19 protein-coding genes and 4 pseudogenes are annotated in these 14,088 nt (G+C 59.7%); 11 read left to right on the top strand and 12 right to left on the bottom strand.

The genetic code is table 11. The features are described from left to right. Positions 1–501: 501 nt before the first annotated feature. A complete protein-coding gene (locus NKH03_RS32565) occupies positions 502–1,146 on the bottom strand; it encodes a peroxiredoxin-like family protein (protein ID WP_352972976.1) in 645 nt (214 codons plus the stop codon). 474 nt (positions 1,147–1,620) lie between these two features. Between NKH03_RS32565 and NKH03_RS32560 the strand changes: the two genes are divergently transcribed. Continuing rightward, on the top strand, positions 1,621–1,959 hold the full coding sequence (locus tag NKH03_RS32560) for a 4a-hydroxytetrahydrobiopterin dehydratase (protein ID WP_352962060.1): 339 nt from the start codon (positions 1,621–1,623) through the stop codon (positions 1,957–1,959). 171 nt (positions 1,960–2,130) lie between these two features. After that, positions 2,131–2,502 carry a hypothetical protein gene (locus NKH03_RS32555; protein WP_352881345.1) on the top strand — a complete coding sequence of 124 codons (372 nt, stop codon included), beginning with the start codon at positions 2,131–2,133 and terminating at the stop codon, positions 2,500–2,502. Between the two features lie 392 nt (positions 2,503–2,894). On the opposite strand, the gene NKH03_RS32550 is transcribed toward NKH03_RS32555, so the two are convergent. Next, positions 2,895–3,740 (bottom strand): class I SAM-dependent methyltransferase, encoded by an 846-nt coding sequence (locus NKH03_RS32550; RefSeq protein WP_352881347.1) that lies wholly within the window; start codon positions 3,738–3,740, stop codon positions 2,895–2,897. A gap of 412 nt (positions 3,741–4,152) precedes the next feature. After that, positions 4,153–4,985 (bottom strand): IS5 family transposase gene (locus NKH03_RS32545; protein WP_352972975.1). Its coding sequence is split into 2 segments (ribosomal slippage): positions 4,153–4,457 and positions 4,457–4,985, totalling 834 coding nucleotides; the frame shifts between segments, so codons are not numbered across the junction. Between the two features lie 188 nt (positions 4,986–5,173). Between NKH03_RS32545 and NKH03_RS32540 the strand changes: the two genes are divergently transcribed. Then, positions 5,174–5,605 carry a DUF3237 domain-containing protein gene (locus tag NKH03_RS32540; protein ID WP_352881351.1) on the top strand — a complete coding sequence of 144 codons (432 nt, stop codon included), beginning with the start codon at positions 5,174–5,176 and terminating at the stop codon, positions 5,603–5,605. A 126-nt stretch (positions 5,606–5,731) separates the two neighbouring features. On the opposite strand, the pseudogene NKH03_RS32535 reads toward NKH03_RS32540, so the two are convergent. After that, a pseudogene (locus NKH03_RS32535) lies at positions 5,732–5,926 on the bottom strand (hypothetical protein); the annotation flags it as partial. Between NKH03_RS32535 and NKH03_RS32530 the strand changes: the two are divergent. Together NKH03_RS32530 and NKH03_RS32525 are read left to right on the top strand one after the other, a co-directional pair. Beyond that, positions 5,925–6,101 (top strand): annotated as a pseudogene (locus NKH03_RS32530) (transposase); the annotation flags it as partial. The pseudogenes NKH03_RS32535 and NKH03_RS32530 sit on opposite strands and share 2 nt — an antisense overlap. A gap of 222 nt (positions 6,102–6,323) precedes the next feature. Further along, positions 6,324–6,602, top strand: coding sequence for a DNA-binding protein (locus NKH03_RS32525; RefSeq protein WP_352881386.1), 279 nt, complete (start codon positions 6,324–6,326; stop codon positions 6,600–6,602). 123 nt (positions 6,603–6,725) lie between these two features. Here NKH03_RS32525 and NKH03_RS32520 read toward each other — a convergent pair whose 3' ends face one another. The 6 genes and pseudogenes from NKH03_RS32520 to NKH03_RS32495 all read right to left on the bottom strand — a co-directional run bounded on the left by NKH03_RS32520 (position 6,726) and on the right by NKH03_RS32495 (position 9,217). After that, positions 6,726–7,052 (bottom strand): hypothetical protein, encoded by a 327-nt coding sequence (locus NKH03_RS32520; protein WP_352881354.1) that lies wholly within the window; start codon positions 7,050–7,052, stop codon positions 6,726–6,728. 28 nt (positions 7,053–7,080) lie between these two features. Further along, positions 7,081–7,239, bottom strand: coding sequence for a hypothetical protein (locus NKH03_RS32515; RefSeq protein WP_352881357.1), 159 nt, complete (start codon positions 7,237–7,239; stop codon positions 7,081–7,083). 130 nt (positions 7,240–7,369) lie between these two features. Then, positions 7,370–8,089 carry a Crp/Fnr family transcriptional regulator gene (locus NKH03_RS32510; RefSeq protein WP_352881360.1) on the bottom strand — a complete coding sequence of 240 codons (720 nt, stop codon included), beginning with the start codon at positions 8,087–8,089 and terminating at the stop codon, positions 7,370–7,372. A 111-nt stretch (positions 8,090–8,200) separates the two neighbouring features. Continuing rightward, positions 8,201–8,405, bottom strand: a pseudogene (locus NKH03_RS32505) (IS66 family transposase); the annotation flags it as partial. Positions 8,406–8,733: 328 nt separating this feature from the next. Next, positions 8,734–8,925 carry a hypothetical protein gene (locus NKH03_RS32500; protein WP_352881363.1) on the bottom strand — a complete coding sequence of 64 codons (192 nt, stop codon included), beginning with the start codon at positions 8,923–8,925 and terminating at the stop codon, positions 8,734–8,736. Between the two features lie 136 nt (positions 8,926–9,061). Next, complete coding sequence (locus tag NKH03_RS32495) at positions 9,062–9,217, bottom strand: hypothetical protein (protein WP_352881366.1); 156 nt, start codon at positions 9,215–9,217, stop codon at positions 9,062–9,064. 150 nt (positions 9,218–9,367) lie between these two features. On the opposite strand from NKH03_RS32495, the gene NKH03_RS32490 reads away from it, so the two are divergent. The 3 genes from NKH03_RS32490 to NKH03_RS32480 all read left to right on the top strand — a co-directional run bounded on the left by NKH03_RS32490 (position 9,368) and on the right by NKH03_RS32480 (position 10,315). Next, positions 9,368–9,670: a DUF1330 domain-containing protein gene (locus tag NKH03_RS32490; RefSeq protein WP_352872250.1), complete on the top strand. Its 303-nt coding sequence runs from the start codon at positions 9,368–9,370 to the stop codon at positions 9,668–9,670. 95 nt (positions 9,671–9,765) lie between these two features. Further along, the gene (locus NKH03_RS32485) at positions 9,766–9,984 is read left to right on the top strand and encodes a hypothetical protein (RefSeq protein ID WP_352872252.1); all 219 of its coding nucleotides are present in this window, start codon (positions 9,766–9,768) and stop codon (positions 9,982–9,984) included. A 139-nt stretch (positions 9,985–10,123) separates the two neighbouring features. Next, positions 10,124–10,315 carry a hypothetical protein gene (locus NKH03_RS32480; RefSeq protein ID WP_352881369.1) on the top strand — a complete coding sequence of 64 codons (192 nt, stop codon included), beginning with the start codon at positions 10,124–10,126 and terminating at the stop codon, positions 10,313–10,315. 257 nt (positions 10,316–10,572) lie between these two features. Here NKH03_RS32480 and NKH03_RS32475 read toward each other — a convergent pair whose 3' ends face one another. Continuing rightward, on the bottom strand, positions 10,573–11,490 hold the full coding sequence (locus NKH03_RS32475; RefSeq protein ID WP_352881372.1) for a LysR family transcriptional regulator: 918 nt from the start codon (positions 11,488–11,490) through the stop codon (positions 10,573–10,575). A gap of 297 nt (positions 11,491–11,787) precedes the next feature. Here NKH03_RS32475 and NKH03_RS32470 point away from each other — a divergent pair, with 297 nt between their 5' ends. The 3 genes from NKH03_RS32470 to NKH03_RS32460 are packed head-to-tail and all read left to right on the top strand — an operon-like array spanning position 11,788 to position 13,479. After that, positions 11,788–12,129, top strand: a complete 342-nt coding sequence (locus NKH03_RS32470) for a GlcG/HbpS family heme-binding protein (protein WP_502913579.1) — start codon at positions 11,788–11,790, stop codon at positions 12,127–12,129. 53 nt (positions 12,130–12,182) lie between these two features. Continuing rightward, positions 12,183–13,079: an MBL fold metallo-hydrolase gene (locus NKH03_RS32465; protein WP_352881378.1), complete on the top strand. Its 897-nt coding sequence runs from the start codon at positions 12,183–12,185 to the stop codon at positions 13,077–13,079. A gap of 1 nt (position 13,080) precedes the next feature. Continuing rightward, positions 13,081–13,479, top strand: a complete 399-nt coding sequence (locus NKH03_RS32460; protein ID WP_352881380.1) for a nuclear transport factor 2 family protein — start codon at positions 13,081–13,083, stop codon at positions 13,477–13,479. A gap of 189 nt (positions 13,480–13,668) precedes the next feature. Here the strand turns inward: NKH03_RS32460 and NKH03_RS32455 are convergent. Then, a pseudogene (locus tag NKH03_RS32455) lies at positions 13,669–14,088 on the bottom strand (OmpA family protein); the annotation flags it as partial.

Below are 14,088 nucleotides of genomic sequence, written 5' to 3'. Positions count from 1 at the left end.
ATCCCCATAGCCATCAACTGTGGCCCGCGGGTTCCTGCATGAGAGGCTTTCGTACGCCTCTCGGCACCCGAAACCCTTCAGCAATTGAGCCGTTCGTCGCGTCCGCCGCCGAGGACCGGAAAGGGTCGACACCTGCCGGAGCGTGAACGTCCCGTTCGGAGAACCGTCGGGAACGGCGGCTTATGGCGCAATCGAGGCGACCCGTGCTTTTAACCGCTCTGCACGCGGAAGAAGCCGTTGGAGGACTAGGTTGGGTGGAAACTTGCCGTATGCGCGCCTGTCGGAACGACGTGATTGCGGCAAGGAGCGGACGTCGCCCCGCCTATGCGGCTTGCTCACTCTAGCATCGGGGGTCCGCAGACCGTTGAATCGAAATCGCTACGAGCCCACGGGCAGACCTTAACCTCCCGCGCTTAGCATTTCGATGATGGTTAAATCCAAAGGATCACCACAGGACGGTGGCCGGCGAGCGAGTTTTCAGCAGCCCATTTCCGCAGCCTATTAATGTGCAACTTGGGAAGCTGCCGACATCAATTCCTCGGGATTCGGCGCTCTGAAGGTGTTGAGGCCATCCTCCAGAACTTCAGTGAAGTTCCAGCGTACGATGCCCGCCCGGTCGATTAGGAACTGACCGACAAGCTGCCCCTGGCCGGAAGCCACCATCGCCTGCTGATCGGCTCCCGTAATCTCATATCCTTCCTTCTTGTTAAGAAACTCGTTCATTGCCATGACGTCCATAGGCTCGGGCAACTCGCCCGGGAGATGGATCCGTATCGCCATGACCGTGTCCATCCCGACCTCGCGCAAGCCGAAAGCACGGTGCGAGGCCCGCTCCGGGTCGGATGCGGCGAGAAGATCGGGTGCCGGGTGGTAACGGAAATAGAGCCGCGCCCGCTCGACCGGCGTATTGACCACCGCCAGGCATTCGACGCCTTTCTCACGCAGGGCCGGCTTAAGTTGCGCCATCGCCGCGACATGGCGCCGGCAGAACGGACAGTGCAGGCCTCGGAACAAACCGATCAACAACGGGCTACGGCCTCGAAAATCATCGAGCGCGATCTTGCCTTCGCGTGAGATCGCATTGAGCACAACATTCGGTGCCCGGTCGCCCGGCTGCAGCGGGCCGTCGACACTACTCGTGGACATGGACAACCTCCTCGCCCCGGGTCAGTCAGGGAAAGCAGCACACCCAGCGTTTCGAAGGCGATCAAGTGCTGGGGGCGAAAACTTCCTGTGCCAAGGCAATAGCTTTCGACCTCTGCCATATTGCCGAGGTCGAGATTACGCGCGTTGCAAGCCCATCATAACACGAAAAAGCATCTGCGGGTCGCCGCCAAATGTGGTGAATGACCTCACGCGAGCGCACTCCCGAATGCTCTTGCGCGGAAGGTCAGGTTCCCGACCTCGATTTGGAGGTTCAAGTCTGCAACGCCCAAGGTCGTCAACGGGTCCGCTTGGGCCGTTGCGCGAAGGGCAGGTTTGGAGAAGCGCTGCAAATGACAGGTTATGGCGCGAGTTCGCCGTTTACTGACCTAATCCGGCGGCCAGGATCGGCGGCGGAAACCGCTTTTGTTCGGGCTTGAGGTTGCCGTTCACAATACCTGCACCATAACAGTTGTCATGGCAGAGAACATTGCCCAGAAAACCTGTACGCCCTGCCGCGGCGGCATACCGCCGCTGACCGAGAAGGAAGCCGGCGGATATCTTTCTCAGACGCCCGGCTGGAATATTCTGGAGGCGGGACACCTGATACGCCGCAAATTTAAGTTTGCGGATTTTCGGGAAGCACTCACCTTCGTCGACAGGGTCGGCCGGTTGGCGGAAGAGGAAGGGCACCATCCGGACATCTGCTTCGGCTGGGGCTACGCGGAAATCTCGCTGCAGACCCATAAGATCAGGGGCCTGCACGAGAACGATTTCATCATGGCAGCGAAGATCAATCAGCTAGCTGGTCTGTAAGAGCGGCCCTTGCTCAGCGCAGGCCGAGCTGCGTGTCGCACTTTGCTAACGAAATCTGAAACCGCTGCCGATAGCCGGTTCCAGATTATCCCCATGCCGCCCAAGAAACCTCGTGGTCTTCTGAAACCCAGGCTCTCCCAAATCGTTGTGGTGTTAAACGGAGGACCGACCATGCGCAATTTCCTGATCAATTCCGCCCTTGCGTTGGCAATGGGCATTTCGGGCTTGCCGCTGATTACCGGCTCCAGCGCGGCACAAGAATTCGAGTTCAGCATCGGCCGCGATGGCCCGCAACTCCGCACGCGCGAACGTTGCGATCCTTACGAAGACGATGACTGCTACGAGGGTCGTTATGTCGAGCAGCGTGTCGTTCGTCGCGGCTGCACGGAGGACCGAGCGCTCGACAAGGCCGAGCGGATGGGCGTCCGGCAGGCACGCATCGTCACGGCGGGTCGTCGCACTATCGAAGTGCGCGGTCGGTCGCGCGATGGTGAGCGCGTCTATCTGACGTTCGGCCGCGAGCGCGGCTGCCCCGTCTACTGACGCAAGTCAGTGCGAGCCGATGACCACGGCATAAGTGCCGAGTGTGCGGGCGGAGTAAAACCGTCCAGTGGCTAGGCTGTGGGACGAAAACCGCCAGAAGTTGGACTACCCTTTGGAGCGACTCCCGCTAGCGCGAACGGCCGCTTTGGAGAGGTGCCGGGAACGTCCGGTCATGGCGCACGTGGTCGGTTGGTGCGTTCAGACATCAGATTGCCTGAGGAGGCTCGGGGAAGCTCCGGCCGGGGTGGAATGTTGCCATTCGTCTCGTCGATGGGAACGAGCAAGTAGCGCCTGTGAGCGGACATTCGCCTTGGTCTTTTCTGCGAGGCAGCCGCCCAGAACCCAGGAAAAGGATTGGTACGGACTACCATGTCGCTCCAGTCTTGTCATGGCTAGGTCGGTGCACGCGACCAGGCGCCCACTTCCGAGCGGCTCACGATCACGCTACCCGCCTCGATTTCCCGCTGCATGCGCTGTCCCAAAGTTTCAATATCGACCTCAGCGGCCGTCGCAACTCCCCGGCTCTGGATTTCCGGCAGCATCGTGACAATGAGTTCAGCGGTCTGGTGTGACCAGTCGAAACCGCTCTTGGTTCCCCCAACAACAGCCTCCAAGTGCATTGAGGGCGCGGTCAATCCAGCCGCGCGGAATGCCGCATCGAGCTTGAGACCCATATTGGTCTCGATACCGCTGCGCCGGAACGTCTCGACGATCCATCGACAGCAGTCGTCGTAGGTCGGCGCCGGCGGGCTGGATCGACAGCCGTCCCAATCTGGCTCATGGAAGACAATGGTCCCTCCAGGCCGGAGATGACGAGCGACGCCACGCAGCATGGCCACAGGATCGGCTTGAAACATCAGAACGTAGCGGCCGATCACGGCGTCGAACGGTCGGTCGAACGAGAGTGCCGCGGGATCGCCTTCACAGAAGCTGACATTCTGGATCGGATGCGCCGCCGCGCGCCGCTCCGCCGCCGCAAGGGCCGCTGGAGCCCGATCTGCGCCGATGACCTGACCTTCGCTGCCAACCATCTCGGAAACCAGGAATGTAACGTCGCCCGCGCCACAGCCGACGTCGAGCACGCGCATCCCGGGACTCATGCCCGCAGAAAGCAAGATTCTTCGCGTGATCGGGTTAATGATGCCCGCCTGATGGCTGAGACGCCTGATCTCGCGATCGGAATGGACGAGAATATACGGGACGTGAACGTCGGCATGATCGCCACCTGCGACTTCCATGGCCGGCCTCCCTCATACGACTGTTCCCCAAAGGGGGACATCGCGTTAGTCGACGACTATGCGCCGATGCGGCAGCCAGTCAACGAGACTCGCTGTTGACCTCAAGGCGAATGTCGCTTCAGGGTCGTATCAGGCTGTAGCGCGAACGGCAGATTTGGAGAACGCAATGAAGGTCGGCAAATGGCGCAACGTGCTCGTTCCGACCGACGAGACGAATGGCAACATTCCGCAACAAAAGCAGTAGTTCGTTCGAGGCGGTCGAATTCACACCCATGACCCTTCTCCACCCTTCGTTCGGAGAACTTCTACAGCAAGTCCTGACCCATTCCTGACGTCCGGAATGTCCGGTCTTGGGCTGCGCAGTTTCCTGCCACCGCCACACGCAGGTCTTAGAGCCTGACTCGAAACTCGGCTATGCACGACGCAGAGTTGCCTTTCGACGAAGCAGAAGGCGGATGGAGGCGATGAAGATCCACGCTTCGGCGCTGGCGATGGTCACCTCGAAGTCCTTGGCGAGCCGGCGACAACGTCCCAGCCAGGCGAAAGTTCGCTCGACGACCCATCGTCGAGGCAGCACCTCAAAGCCCTTGGCATCGTCGGAACGCTTGACGATTTCGATGGTCCACGTGCCGAGATCGGTCAGAGCCTGCGTCAGCTTTTCTCCGGCATAGCCGCCGTCGGCGAACAGATGGCGCAACCAAGGATAAGGCCGTCGAAGGAAGCGATGACGCCTACTGCCCCATCCCTGTCCTGGATATCGGCCGTGTGCACCGTCAGCCCGACCAAATGCCCCTCGGTGTCGGTGATGATATGGCGCTCGCGGCCTTTGATCTTCTTGCCGGCGTCGTAGCCACGCAGACCGGTGACGTCCGTGGTCTTTGCCGATTGGCTATCGATGATGCCGGCGCTCGGACTTGCCTCGCGACCGAGAGCAAGGCGTGCTGCGGCCACCAAGTGGAAGTTTATGGTCTTCCACAGCTCATTGTCCCGCCAGGCATAGAAATAGCGTTGAACCGTCGAAACGGGCGGGAAGCGATCCGGCAGCGCCCGCCACTGGCAGCCGGTCCAGGCGATATAGAGGAGCGCGTCCACCACCGCTCGAAGTTCAGTTGTCCGCGGACGTCCCGTCGCCTTCGCTTTCGGCAGAAACGGCTCGATCAACTCCCATTCCTTGTCCGTCAATGCGTTTGCATCTCGCTGCCCCGCGCGGCAATATTGCCACCGAGTGGCCTTCGTCCAACTCATGTGTGATCTCGCTCGGTCTAGGGCGTGTACTCATGATTCCGCCATGTTCGCTTGGGGGCGAATGTGTTGCGAAACTCGGCCAATGCATGTTCGACTGACAGAAATGGGCAATAATAGAATCCCTTTGAGCCAACTGGAGATCGAAAATGAGGTGGGGCCCCACGACCTCGGTTCAAGGCGAATACCTCATGACACTCTACGTCCCAATCGTCGAAGCACACCAAGTTGACGACACGCTAAGGGTGGTCAACCACCCGGACGGCTGGGTGGAAGGTCCGCAGATCAAGGGAAAAATAATTCCGCCATCGAGCGACGCGCTGAGAAATATGGGCGACGGTGTATTTCGGCTCGACGTGCGGCTCACGGTTCAAACTGACGACGACCAAATCATATTCGTTTCCTACAACGGCATTTTTCATTGTCAGAAGGAGGTTCGGGAGCGGTATCTAAAAGGAGAAATGCTGCGAACGGGCGATTGCTATTTGATCACTGCTCCGACATTTGAAACCAAATCGGAGCGGTACGGCTGGCTCAACGGAGTCCAGGCCATCGGCAAAATGCTTGAAATCAAAAGAGGCGAAGGGGCTCACCTGATGTACGACATTTTTGTCATCAGGTAACGGCGACTAAGCGGTTCCCGCATTTTATGAGTACACGCCCTAGACAACTCAAGCGAATCACAACGGATGCGGCCATTCAATCCCACCCCAATCCCGAGTTTCGGGTCACGCTCTTAGACTTGCCGGTTGCCGCATGATCTCGACAGTGCCCGCGCCGTCGCTGCTCAGCAGAATAATCTCGCCCCGCCAGACATGCTTCTGCTGCGCATTGCGATCCTTGATCAGCACCGTCAGGCGCTGGCGATCAATAGGCGATACGGTGAGAGATATGAACCGCCCCGGGTTGATCGGAGGCTCCAACTCCTGGGAAGGTGGAGCCATGACAAGCAAGACGACCAACAAGTTCTCTCCCGAGGTCCGAGCCCGTGCGGTGCGGCTGGTTCTGGATCACGAAGGCGAGCATGCCTCGCGGTGGGCGGCGGTCTCGTCGATCGCCGCCAAGATCGGCTGCACGGCGCAGACGCTGCATGAGTGGGTGAAGAAGGCCGAGCGCGACAAAACCGGGGCGGTTCATGTCGTTCATCGACGTCCGCTTATCGGCGCGGATAGGACCGCCCCTAACGGCCGATTTGGCGCAAAGCGGTCATTGAACTCTCTTGACAGCTTCGGGTCACGACGAGAAGTCCGCGGTGACGCCGCCGGCATTTCTCCTCAGGTCTTTATCGACGGGGTCGCGGGTGCAACAATCTGTTGCACAACTCTGCTATTTGTAACGCCCATGCCTGACCCGAACTTCCTCACCCCTGAAGAAGTCATCGCTCGCTATCGCGGACAGGGAAGCGACGGGACTCTTCGAAACTGGCGTTGCTTGCGGATCGGGCCATCCTTCCTCAAGATCGGCAAAGCAATCCTCTATCCGAGCGGTGAGTTGGATCGCTGGGAGAGATCGATCCTCGTCGCCTGCAAACCCACACGCGAACTGCCGCGGGAAGAGACGGCACCGCCAGAGTCGCAGAGAGGCGGTTCCACCACCTTTCCAGAAGAAAGTTACAAGTGATTGATAAATAACCTGAATATGTCCACAGTGGTCTGATCCACAATGATCCCGCTCGATACCCATCCGGAACTCTGGATCACGACGTGTCACGTTTCGATCTGAACTCCCTTTGAAACTAGGGACTTACCAATCTCCCATACCATCCCCCACTACCATGCGACGGGCGATAAAAATCAATTTTGCCGGTCGTCTTGGGCAGGCTGTTTGGCGGCAGAGATACCCGCCTTCCCTGCCCAATTGGCCGCCGTTAAAGGTGGACGTGAATAACCGTTCGCGCGCCAGGAACGAACGTTGATCAGCATTACAGTCAAAGGCCGTGCTAGAGCGAAAAGCTGACGTTTGCGTGGCGGGACGACAAGATGCCAGCATTGCGCGCCACCCGTGGCTGTTAAATAATCCGAAGCGAAATTCCATCGCCGCGAAAACTAGCCGCCGCAAGGCGATCAGCATTTGCTTTCCAGTCCCCATTTCTCGTTTCTCAAAAGGTTGCACCACGAGCCCTTTCAGGTGCATCTGTCGTTCCGCCCAGCATCGCCTTCAGCGCTTCCGGCGGTGGCGCATCGCCGACGATCCGGCCGTCCTCCTGTTCGGCTAGCGGCCGTGCCGCCGTAAGGCGGGCCGCAACGTCGGCAGGCACGCTATTTTCCAACAGCACAAGCATCGCCTGACCGGCCGGCAGGGCGTTGAACCAGGAACCGGCGCCTCCGGCAGTTCAATTCACCTACTCGGCCCTAGAGTCTGGGTCTCGACGCTCCTCTGAATGGCTCTCATCGCGGTTCATGATTCATGCTGAGGTAGGTGGGATCGAATTCGGCGATGTCCACCAATCGATCCCAATCCAAAACAGTCACTATGTGGTTCGCCCAGCCTATGACACCGGCCCTCCGCAAGGCCCCGAGAACCCGGTTCATATGCACTACAGACAGCCCGAGCACGTCAGCGAGCTCGACTTGTGAAATTGGGAGGCGAAAACTCATGCCGTTGGTGCGCTTCACAACTTGAAGCCGAACGAAAAGTTCGCAAACAAGATGCGCAAGATGGGAAGTCTTTGACCGCCTTCCCAAGGCGACAATCCACTCCCTATGGATGGCTCCGTCAACGAGAGTGTCCAGCCAAAGCAGGCGCGTCAGGTGGGGGGCTTCCTCCGTAATGACACGCAAGCGGCTGTGCTCGGCAACGACCACATGGCAAGGCGACAGCGCGATGATCCCATGGTCCATGGTCTTTAAGAGGAAGGCGTGGAGATCAACGAAATCGCCAGGCACCTGCAAGGAGGTGAACTGACGTCCGCCGTCGTCCAGCACTTTGTACCGAGCAGCCAAGCCATCTAGAATAAGCGTGCTATAAGTGGGCCTTGACCCCTCCGACACCAGATCCTGCCCGGTCGCGTACTCTTTTTCAAATGACATGGCGCCCTTCAAAAGCGCCTTCTCTATGTCAGAGAGCGAGTCGTGCTGCCCGAGGTTGAGATAGAGGGATTCCAGCATCCCACCTCCTATTTACTCTCCACCCCGTCGCCGACTCCTCGCCCCTTTCGGCGGCGGCTGACATTAACCGTTACCACAATGCTCCTCGTATCTGCCAAACGCCAGCGTCCTAGGCTCGGCAACCGGAGAACTGCGCGACAGTTTGGCCCTCTCGGTTCGCAGCCAGGCCTCAAGTTCGGTGGCGAGAAGACGGCTTTCCTGCCGGCGTCGTTGCAGCCGTTCGTGGGCGGCAAGCCCGTTGATCCCGCGCTCGATGTCAAACAGCGCGTCGATGCGCTTGAGGTGAGATCGGGGCGGCGTTCTTGCCGCGTTTTGCTCGACGGACTGCCTCTGTCGTCGTGGCGCTGCCGTGAAAGAACCTGGCCCATAGTGCCTCCTTCGATTCGGAAGAAGAGAATGCACCATCAAAGCTTGGGATCAAACAACTAGGAGATGGTGCCGGCAGGTCCTAGCGTCTTTTCGGCTTCGGCGTGATTTCCTCGATCCGCACCTCTTGTCGCCGCTCTCTCTGTGCAAGGAAAGCCCGCGCCGCTTGCGGGAGGCGCGGGCCGATCGGGAGCCGGTGAAGATCCCCGATCTTCAGCAACGATGGGATGAGCATCGCGCTACCACAGCACAAATAGTTAGAGATTGCTAATGTTCCGTCAAGCCGGTTTGGCCGGCGTTGATCGCACCGGGCCTGTCCCGTTCCACTGAATGAACGGCGCATCCTTGCCGGTGATATCCTTGATCGTCTTCAACAGCGCCTCATGGGTGTTTTGCAACGCCCGGTAATGCTCGCTCATAGGCGATAGAAGCGGCTTCACGATGCTCTTGTGCAGCGCTTCCGCTGCCACCAGAAAGCACTCGATTTCAGCCGGTTAGAGCTGTTTGGATGATTTGGTCCTGGCCATAGTAGTGATCTCCATATAAGGGTTTCGCCGCAACTAGAGGATTATATTCCTAATCTTGGGCTAGCCGGCAAGTCGGCCCTTACGGTTCTTCACTGAAATCTTGCTGCGAGGCGTGCCGCAAATCTTCCTCGCCGCGCAAGCGCTTCACGCGTCCACATTGACGCATCGCGTCGCCGGCCGCTTCATCCCCTTCGGTGAGGTCCGGAATGCTGCGTTCGCTCGTCACCGAAGACAACAGGAGAGCGGCGCCAACCGCGCACTCGGCTAGCATAAATATGCATTCGTGCTAATGTAATCGAAACGTGAAAACGCCATGCGCGGCTGGCGTCCTAGGGCTAAGCTTGGAGCGCGCAAGGTTCGCCCCTGCTAGAGTGAGGGAGCACAAATGGCGGCCTATTTGATCGCGGATGTAGACATAAAAGACGCTGCCGAGTTCGAGGAATACCGGCGGGATGTGCCTGCCACCGAAGAGCGTTACGGTGGTCGATACCTGGGTCGTGGCGGTGCGACTAAGGTTTTGGAAGGCGATTGGGAGCCACACCGTTTGGTTATTATCGAATTCCCCGACATGGCGTCATTGATGGGCTGGTATAATTCGCCGGAATACGCCCGCCTTATCGAAATTCGCAAGCGTTGCGCCAACACCAGGATCATTGCGCTTGAGGGGGTCGCAACACCCAATGTATGACGATGTCGTGGTTTCACACTCGCCGTCATCAGACACAAGCCGGTCGTCTTTAGTGCTCACCTGGCGCGATTGCTGTTTTTTGGGAAGGCGCGCAAATGACCGACGATATCTATAAGCAGGCCTACCGCGAGGGCGGAGTCGAAGCTGTCAATGCACTTCTGAAAGAGCTATTTCCCGACATGTCGGAGCGGGTCCGGGCAACCGAGGCCATGGAGAAAACAGGGTTTTGGGAGATCGACTGGGACTACAGCTCCAGAAATTCGGATGGGCGCGATCTGGGGCGGGTGAAGGCATATCTAGGCTATAACGACTAGACCATCTTCACCGTCGATCGAATCAGGCTTCCAACCAGGTTGCGCTCCTTGCGATTTGTACGATCTGTACCAAGCCTTGTGGTCGATTTGAGCACTCATATAAATTCGCGATTGTCCTCATATTGCGGGAGGCAATGCGATGGATAGTGACATACCCAACGGCAAGGGTCATCCTTGCATCGAAGTGGTCGAAGCCTGTGGCGAATGGTTCGTCCGTGTGGTCGAGGAAGATCAGGGACTAACCCGATCATTCGAACTAGAATCGCTCGCCCTAGCCTTCGCGGAAGGCCAGCGAATACGCCTGCAGCTCGACGAGTTCGTCCGGCTGTAGGGCGTGACCGACCAGCGCATCACCGGCGGGCTAGTTCACAGACAGCTCGTCGGTTAGGCCCGGCACGGTCGAGCCGCATGGCCGGGCGGAGTTCTCGGGCACTTTGTCCCGGCAATCTGAGACCAGATGGGCCGCGCCGATGGGCAAAGCGGGCGTACGCATATCTTACTTTGGCCGAACCAGTGAAGTTTAGAATGAACTCGCCACAGGTCTGCAACGATGAGTCGTTGTCTGCAAAGCGATTCTCCAACAGCTTGCTAGGGCGCGTGTGCCCGACCCTGCGGACTTGAACCCGTCTGCCGCTCAGCCGCCATGAGAATCTCGACGAACCTGGTTACCTTGGGTGGCCGGAACCGCGCAGCGGGGTAGACCGTGTAGATGCCTCCGGAGGGCAGCACCCATTCGGGCAAGACGTGGACGAGGCGGCCCGCGGCCAGGTCATCGCTCACCAGGAAATCCGGCAGAACCGACAGGCCACCGCCGGTGCGGACGGCCGACAGAACTGCCGGTGTGGCATTGATCGAGATTGTTGCCTGCATGTGCACGGCGTGATGTTCGAGGTCGCCACGCGAAAATTGCCACAGCAGCGGCTCACGCAGCGCCGTGTTGGCGACGAAGGGCAGCCGGGCAAGACCTTCCGGTTCGGTAGCCGTCATCTGCCCAGCGAAGCCCACGCCGCATACCAAGAGTTGCCGGAAGGTGCCGATCCGTCGCGCCTGGAGGCTGGAATCGGCAAGCCAGCCGACGCGGATCGCTAAGTCCATCCTGCCGGAAACGAGGTTGATCATCTCGTCACCAAGTTCCAATTCCACGCGACAGGCGGGGTAACGCGCGCTGAAGGCGGTCACCACCGGGACGACCGCACACGTGCCGTAGTCGTTTGGTGCTGTGATCCGCAGCGTGCCGGCCGGCTCGGCGGCGGCCTGCTCAAGCTCGCCAAAGGCATCCTCCGCCTCGCGCAGGATCAGGAGGCAACGGGCATGCAATGCCCGACCCGCCTCTGTCGGTTGGACTCGTCGCGTCGTGCGGATCAGCAGCGTCGTTCCCACATCGCGCTCCAGCCGCGCGACCTGCTGGCTCACAACCGCCTTGGTGATGCCCAGCCGCTCGGCGGCCTGGGTGAAGGAGCCGGCATCGACGACCGCCGCGAAGTACGCCAGCCTATTGAGGTTCATGCATAGCCCAAAGCAGATCGGCTCCAGCCGTATTGTATGGCCATAGCATACATTATGTCTATTTTGTTGGTCTTATCAATCGATCCGCGCGTGGCATATTTTCGCCCATCAAGACGTTCGCTCGCGTTACCCCAGACCAGCACAGGCCGTGAAATGACGACCAAACAAATCCCGTGCGTAGTTCTTGCCCTTTCGGTTCTTCTGACCGGCACACCCGGCTTTGCCCAGAACCTGCCCTATGGCGCTCCCATCAGCATCGAGCTGGCCAAGCAGGCGGCGCAAGCCGCCGCGACGGAGATGCGCAAGCGCAACCTCGACATGACCATTGCCATCGTCGATTCCGGGAGCAACCTTGTCTATCTGGAACGCGGCAACCAGGCCGGCATCGGCACGATCGATGCGGCGATTGGAAAGGCCAAGGCGGCCAACGGGATCAGGTCTCCGACCAAGGCCATCCAGGATCTGATCGTCACTCAAAACCAGATCAGTTTGCTTGGGGTGCCGGGCGCCTTTCCGGTCGAAGGCGGCGTACCGCTGATCGTCGACAACAAGGTCGTCGGAGCGATCGGCGCCAGTGGCGGCATGCTGCCGGATGACGGCGCCGTTGCGAATGCCGGTGCAAAAGGCCTGCTTCCCTAGCACCCCGCCATATCTGAAATCCATGCCCTGAAACCAAAATCAAGGAGACATCCATGTTTACCAGGAGAACCATCTTGAAAACGACCCTCGCCGCCGGCGCCGCTGCCGTCTTTGTTCCCGCAGGGCTTGGCCATGCTGCCGCACGACTTTCCTGGAAGCATTTTCCCGCCGGGGAAAACGGCTTCTTCCGGGCCCCTGTTCTGGTCTCCGGAGCCACTGAAGCCGTGCTGATCGACGGCGGCTTCACATTCCCCGATGGCAAGGCCCTGGCCGAGGCGATCAAGGCGATGGGAAAGAAGCTCACCACTATCTATATCAGCCAGTCCGACCCGGACTACTATTTCAGCCTGAAGCCGATCAAGGAGGCTTTCCCCGACGCACGCGTGATCGCTGCCTCCGAGACGGTGACCGCCATCAAGGGCAGTGTCGACAAGAAGCTCGCCGCCTGGGGGCCGCAGCTCAAGGAGAACGGCCCACAGGCGCTCGCCGATGTCGTCATCCCCGAAGCGTTCGACGACAAGACGCTCACCGTCGATGGCGAGACCATCGAGATCGTCAGCGCCGAAGGCCTCGCCAATCGGCGCTATCTCTTCGTGCCGTCGCTGAACGCGGTGTTCGGCGGCGTCATGATCTTTGGCGGGGTACATGTCTGGACCGCCGACACGCCGACTAAGGAACAGCGTGCGGCATGGATCGCCAATCTCGAAAAGATCGCGGCGCGCAAGCCGGCGATAGTGGTTGCCGGTCATATGACGCCACAGACCCCTACCGACCTCTCGGGCGTTGAGCACACCAAGGCCTATCTCATTGCATTCGAGGAAGAACTGGCCAAGGCCAAGGACGCGGCCGCGCTCAAGAGCGCTATGGAAGCCCGCTACCCCGGCCTCGGCATGGGGGTCGCGCTCGACATCGGCTCCAAGGTTGCCACCGGCGAAATGAAGTGGGGCTGAGATGGGAGCCAATCTCGATCTGATCCGCGCCACCTACGAGGGGGCCTCGGAAGACAACGGACGCAACCTGCTGGCCGCTCTCGCCCCCGACGCGCGGTGGACCGAAGCCGAGGGTTTCCCATACGCCGGGACATATGTCGGCGCGGAAGCGATCATCGCCGGCGTCTTCCGGCGCCTCGCCACGGAATGGATCGGCTATCGCGCCGACGTTCACATCTATCTCGAAGACGGCGACAGTGTCGCCGCCTTCGGGGTCTACTCCGGAACCTACAAGCCAACAGGCAAGCCGATGCACGCCGCCTTTGCCCATCTCTACGAGATCAGAGATGGAAAGATCGCCAGCATGACGCAGTATGTAGACACATTGCTGGTCCAGCAGGCGCTAACGCCGGACGCTTGAAATGGCTGGTCCCACTTCTGCAAATTCGAGACCTCTGGCTCGGATCTGGCGCAAGCGATTGCGCCAGATCCGGGCGGTGGTAGCCTAGCCGGCCTGTTTAGGAGGCATCGTTGACCAGTGAGACGCAAAGCAGCCATGCCGCCGTCGCGTTGTGAGACTCTGATTTGGTGACAAGCAAAACAGCAGCGCCTACGACTCGTCCCTCTCATCGCGCAAATTGGACACAACGCGGCGGTTCTGCGACCTGCAGGCGGCGTCGGGGCAGTCGCGGACGAGCCTGTCCTTGCCGTAGCCCTTGGCCCACATGCGGTTGCGTCTATGCCGCCGGCGGCGAGGTAGTCCATCACCGCATCGGCGCGCTGCTTCGACAGCGCCGTTTCACTTGCGCCTGGATCGTCGGCGAAACCCTGCAGCTTGAGCAGCCAGCGCGGATGCTTTGCTAACCAGGCGATCTGGGTGTCAAGGGTGGCCTTGGCGACAGAATCGAGCGCGGCCGAACCTTGCGTGAAATAGGTGCGGCGGCCGACATTGAGGATAAAATCCTCCTCGCTGCCCGGCTGCACGTTCTGGAAACCGGCAATCTCGGTGTTGGTGACGTCGGGGGTGGGA

The sequence above is a fragment of the Mesorhizobium sp. M1406 genome (assembly GCF_040317555.1).
Taxonomy (GTDB): domain Bacteria; phylum Pseudomonadota; class Alphaproteobacteria; order Rhizobiales; family Rhizobiaceae; genus Mesorhizobium.
This window is presented reverse-complemented; position numbering and strand designations above follow the sequence as displayed.

Bases quoted from the DNA above. Each gene is read 5' to 3' on its own strand.
- NKH03_RS32510 (WP_352881360.1), bottom strand. From the start codon at position 8,089: ATGCTGGAATCCCTCTATCTCAACCTCGGGCAGCACGACTCGCTCTCT.
- NKH03_RS32555 (WP_352881345.1), top strand. From the start codon at position 2,131: ATGCGCAATTTCCTGATCAATTCCGCCCTTGCGTTGGCAATGGGCATT.
- NKH03_RS32475 (WP_352881372.1), bottom strand. From the start codon at position 11,490: ATGAACCTCAATAGGCTGGCGTACTTCGCGGCGGTCGTCGATGCCGGC.
- NKH03_RS32565 (WP_352972976.1), bottom strand. From the start codon at position 1,146: ATGTCCACGAGTAGTGTCGACGGCCCGCTGCAGCCGGGCGACCGGGCA.
- NKH03_RS32540 (WP_352881351.1), top strand. From the start codon at position 5,174: ATGACACTCTACGTCCCAATCGTCGAAGCACACCAAGTTGACGACACG.
- NKH03_RS32520 (WP_352881354.1), bottom strand. From the start codon at position 7,052: ATGCTGATCGCCTTGCGGCGGCTAGTTTTCGCGGCGATGGAATTTCGC.
- NKH03_RS32490 (WP_352872250.1), top strand. From the start codon at position 9,368: ATGGCGGCCTATTTGATCGCGGATGTAGACATAAAAGACGCTGCCGAG.
- NKH03_RS32470 (WP_502913579.1), top strand. From the start codon at position 11,788: ATGCGCAAGCGCAACCTCGACATGACCATTGCCATCGTCGATTCCGGG.
- NKH03_RS32525 (WP_352881386.1), top strand. From the start codon at position 6,324: ATGCCTGACCCGAACTTCCTCACCCCTGAAGAAGTCATCGCTCGCTAT.
- NKH03_RS32465 (WP_352881378.1), top strand. From the start codon at position 12,183: ATGTTTACCAGGAGAACCATCTTGAAAACGACCCTCGCCGCCGGCGCC.
- NKH03_RS32480 (WP_352881369.1), top strand. From the start codon at position 10,124: ATGGATAGTGACATACCCAACGGCAAGGGTCATCCTTGCATCGAAGTG.
- NKH03_RS32485 (WP_352872252.1), top strand. From the start codon at position 9,766: ATGACCGACGATATCTATAAGCAGGCCTACCGCGAGGGCGGAGTCGAA.
- NKH03_RS32550 (WP_352881347.1), bottom strand. From the start codon at position 3,740: ATGGAAGTCGCAGGTGGCGATCATGCCGACGTTCACGTCCCGTATATT.
- NKH03_RS32460 (WP_352881380.1), top strand. From the start codon at position 13,081: ATGGGAGCCAATCTCGATCTGATCCGCGCCACCTACGAGGGGGCCTCG.
- NKH03_RS32560 (WP_352962060.1), top strand. From the start codon at position 1,621: ATGGCAGAGAACATTGCCCAGAAAACCTGTACGCCCTGCCGCGGCGGC.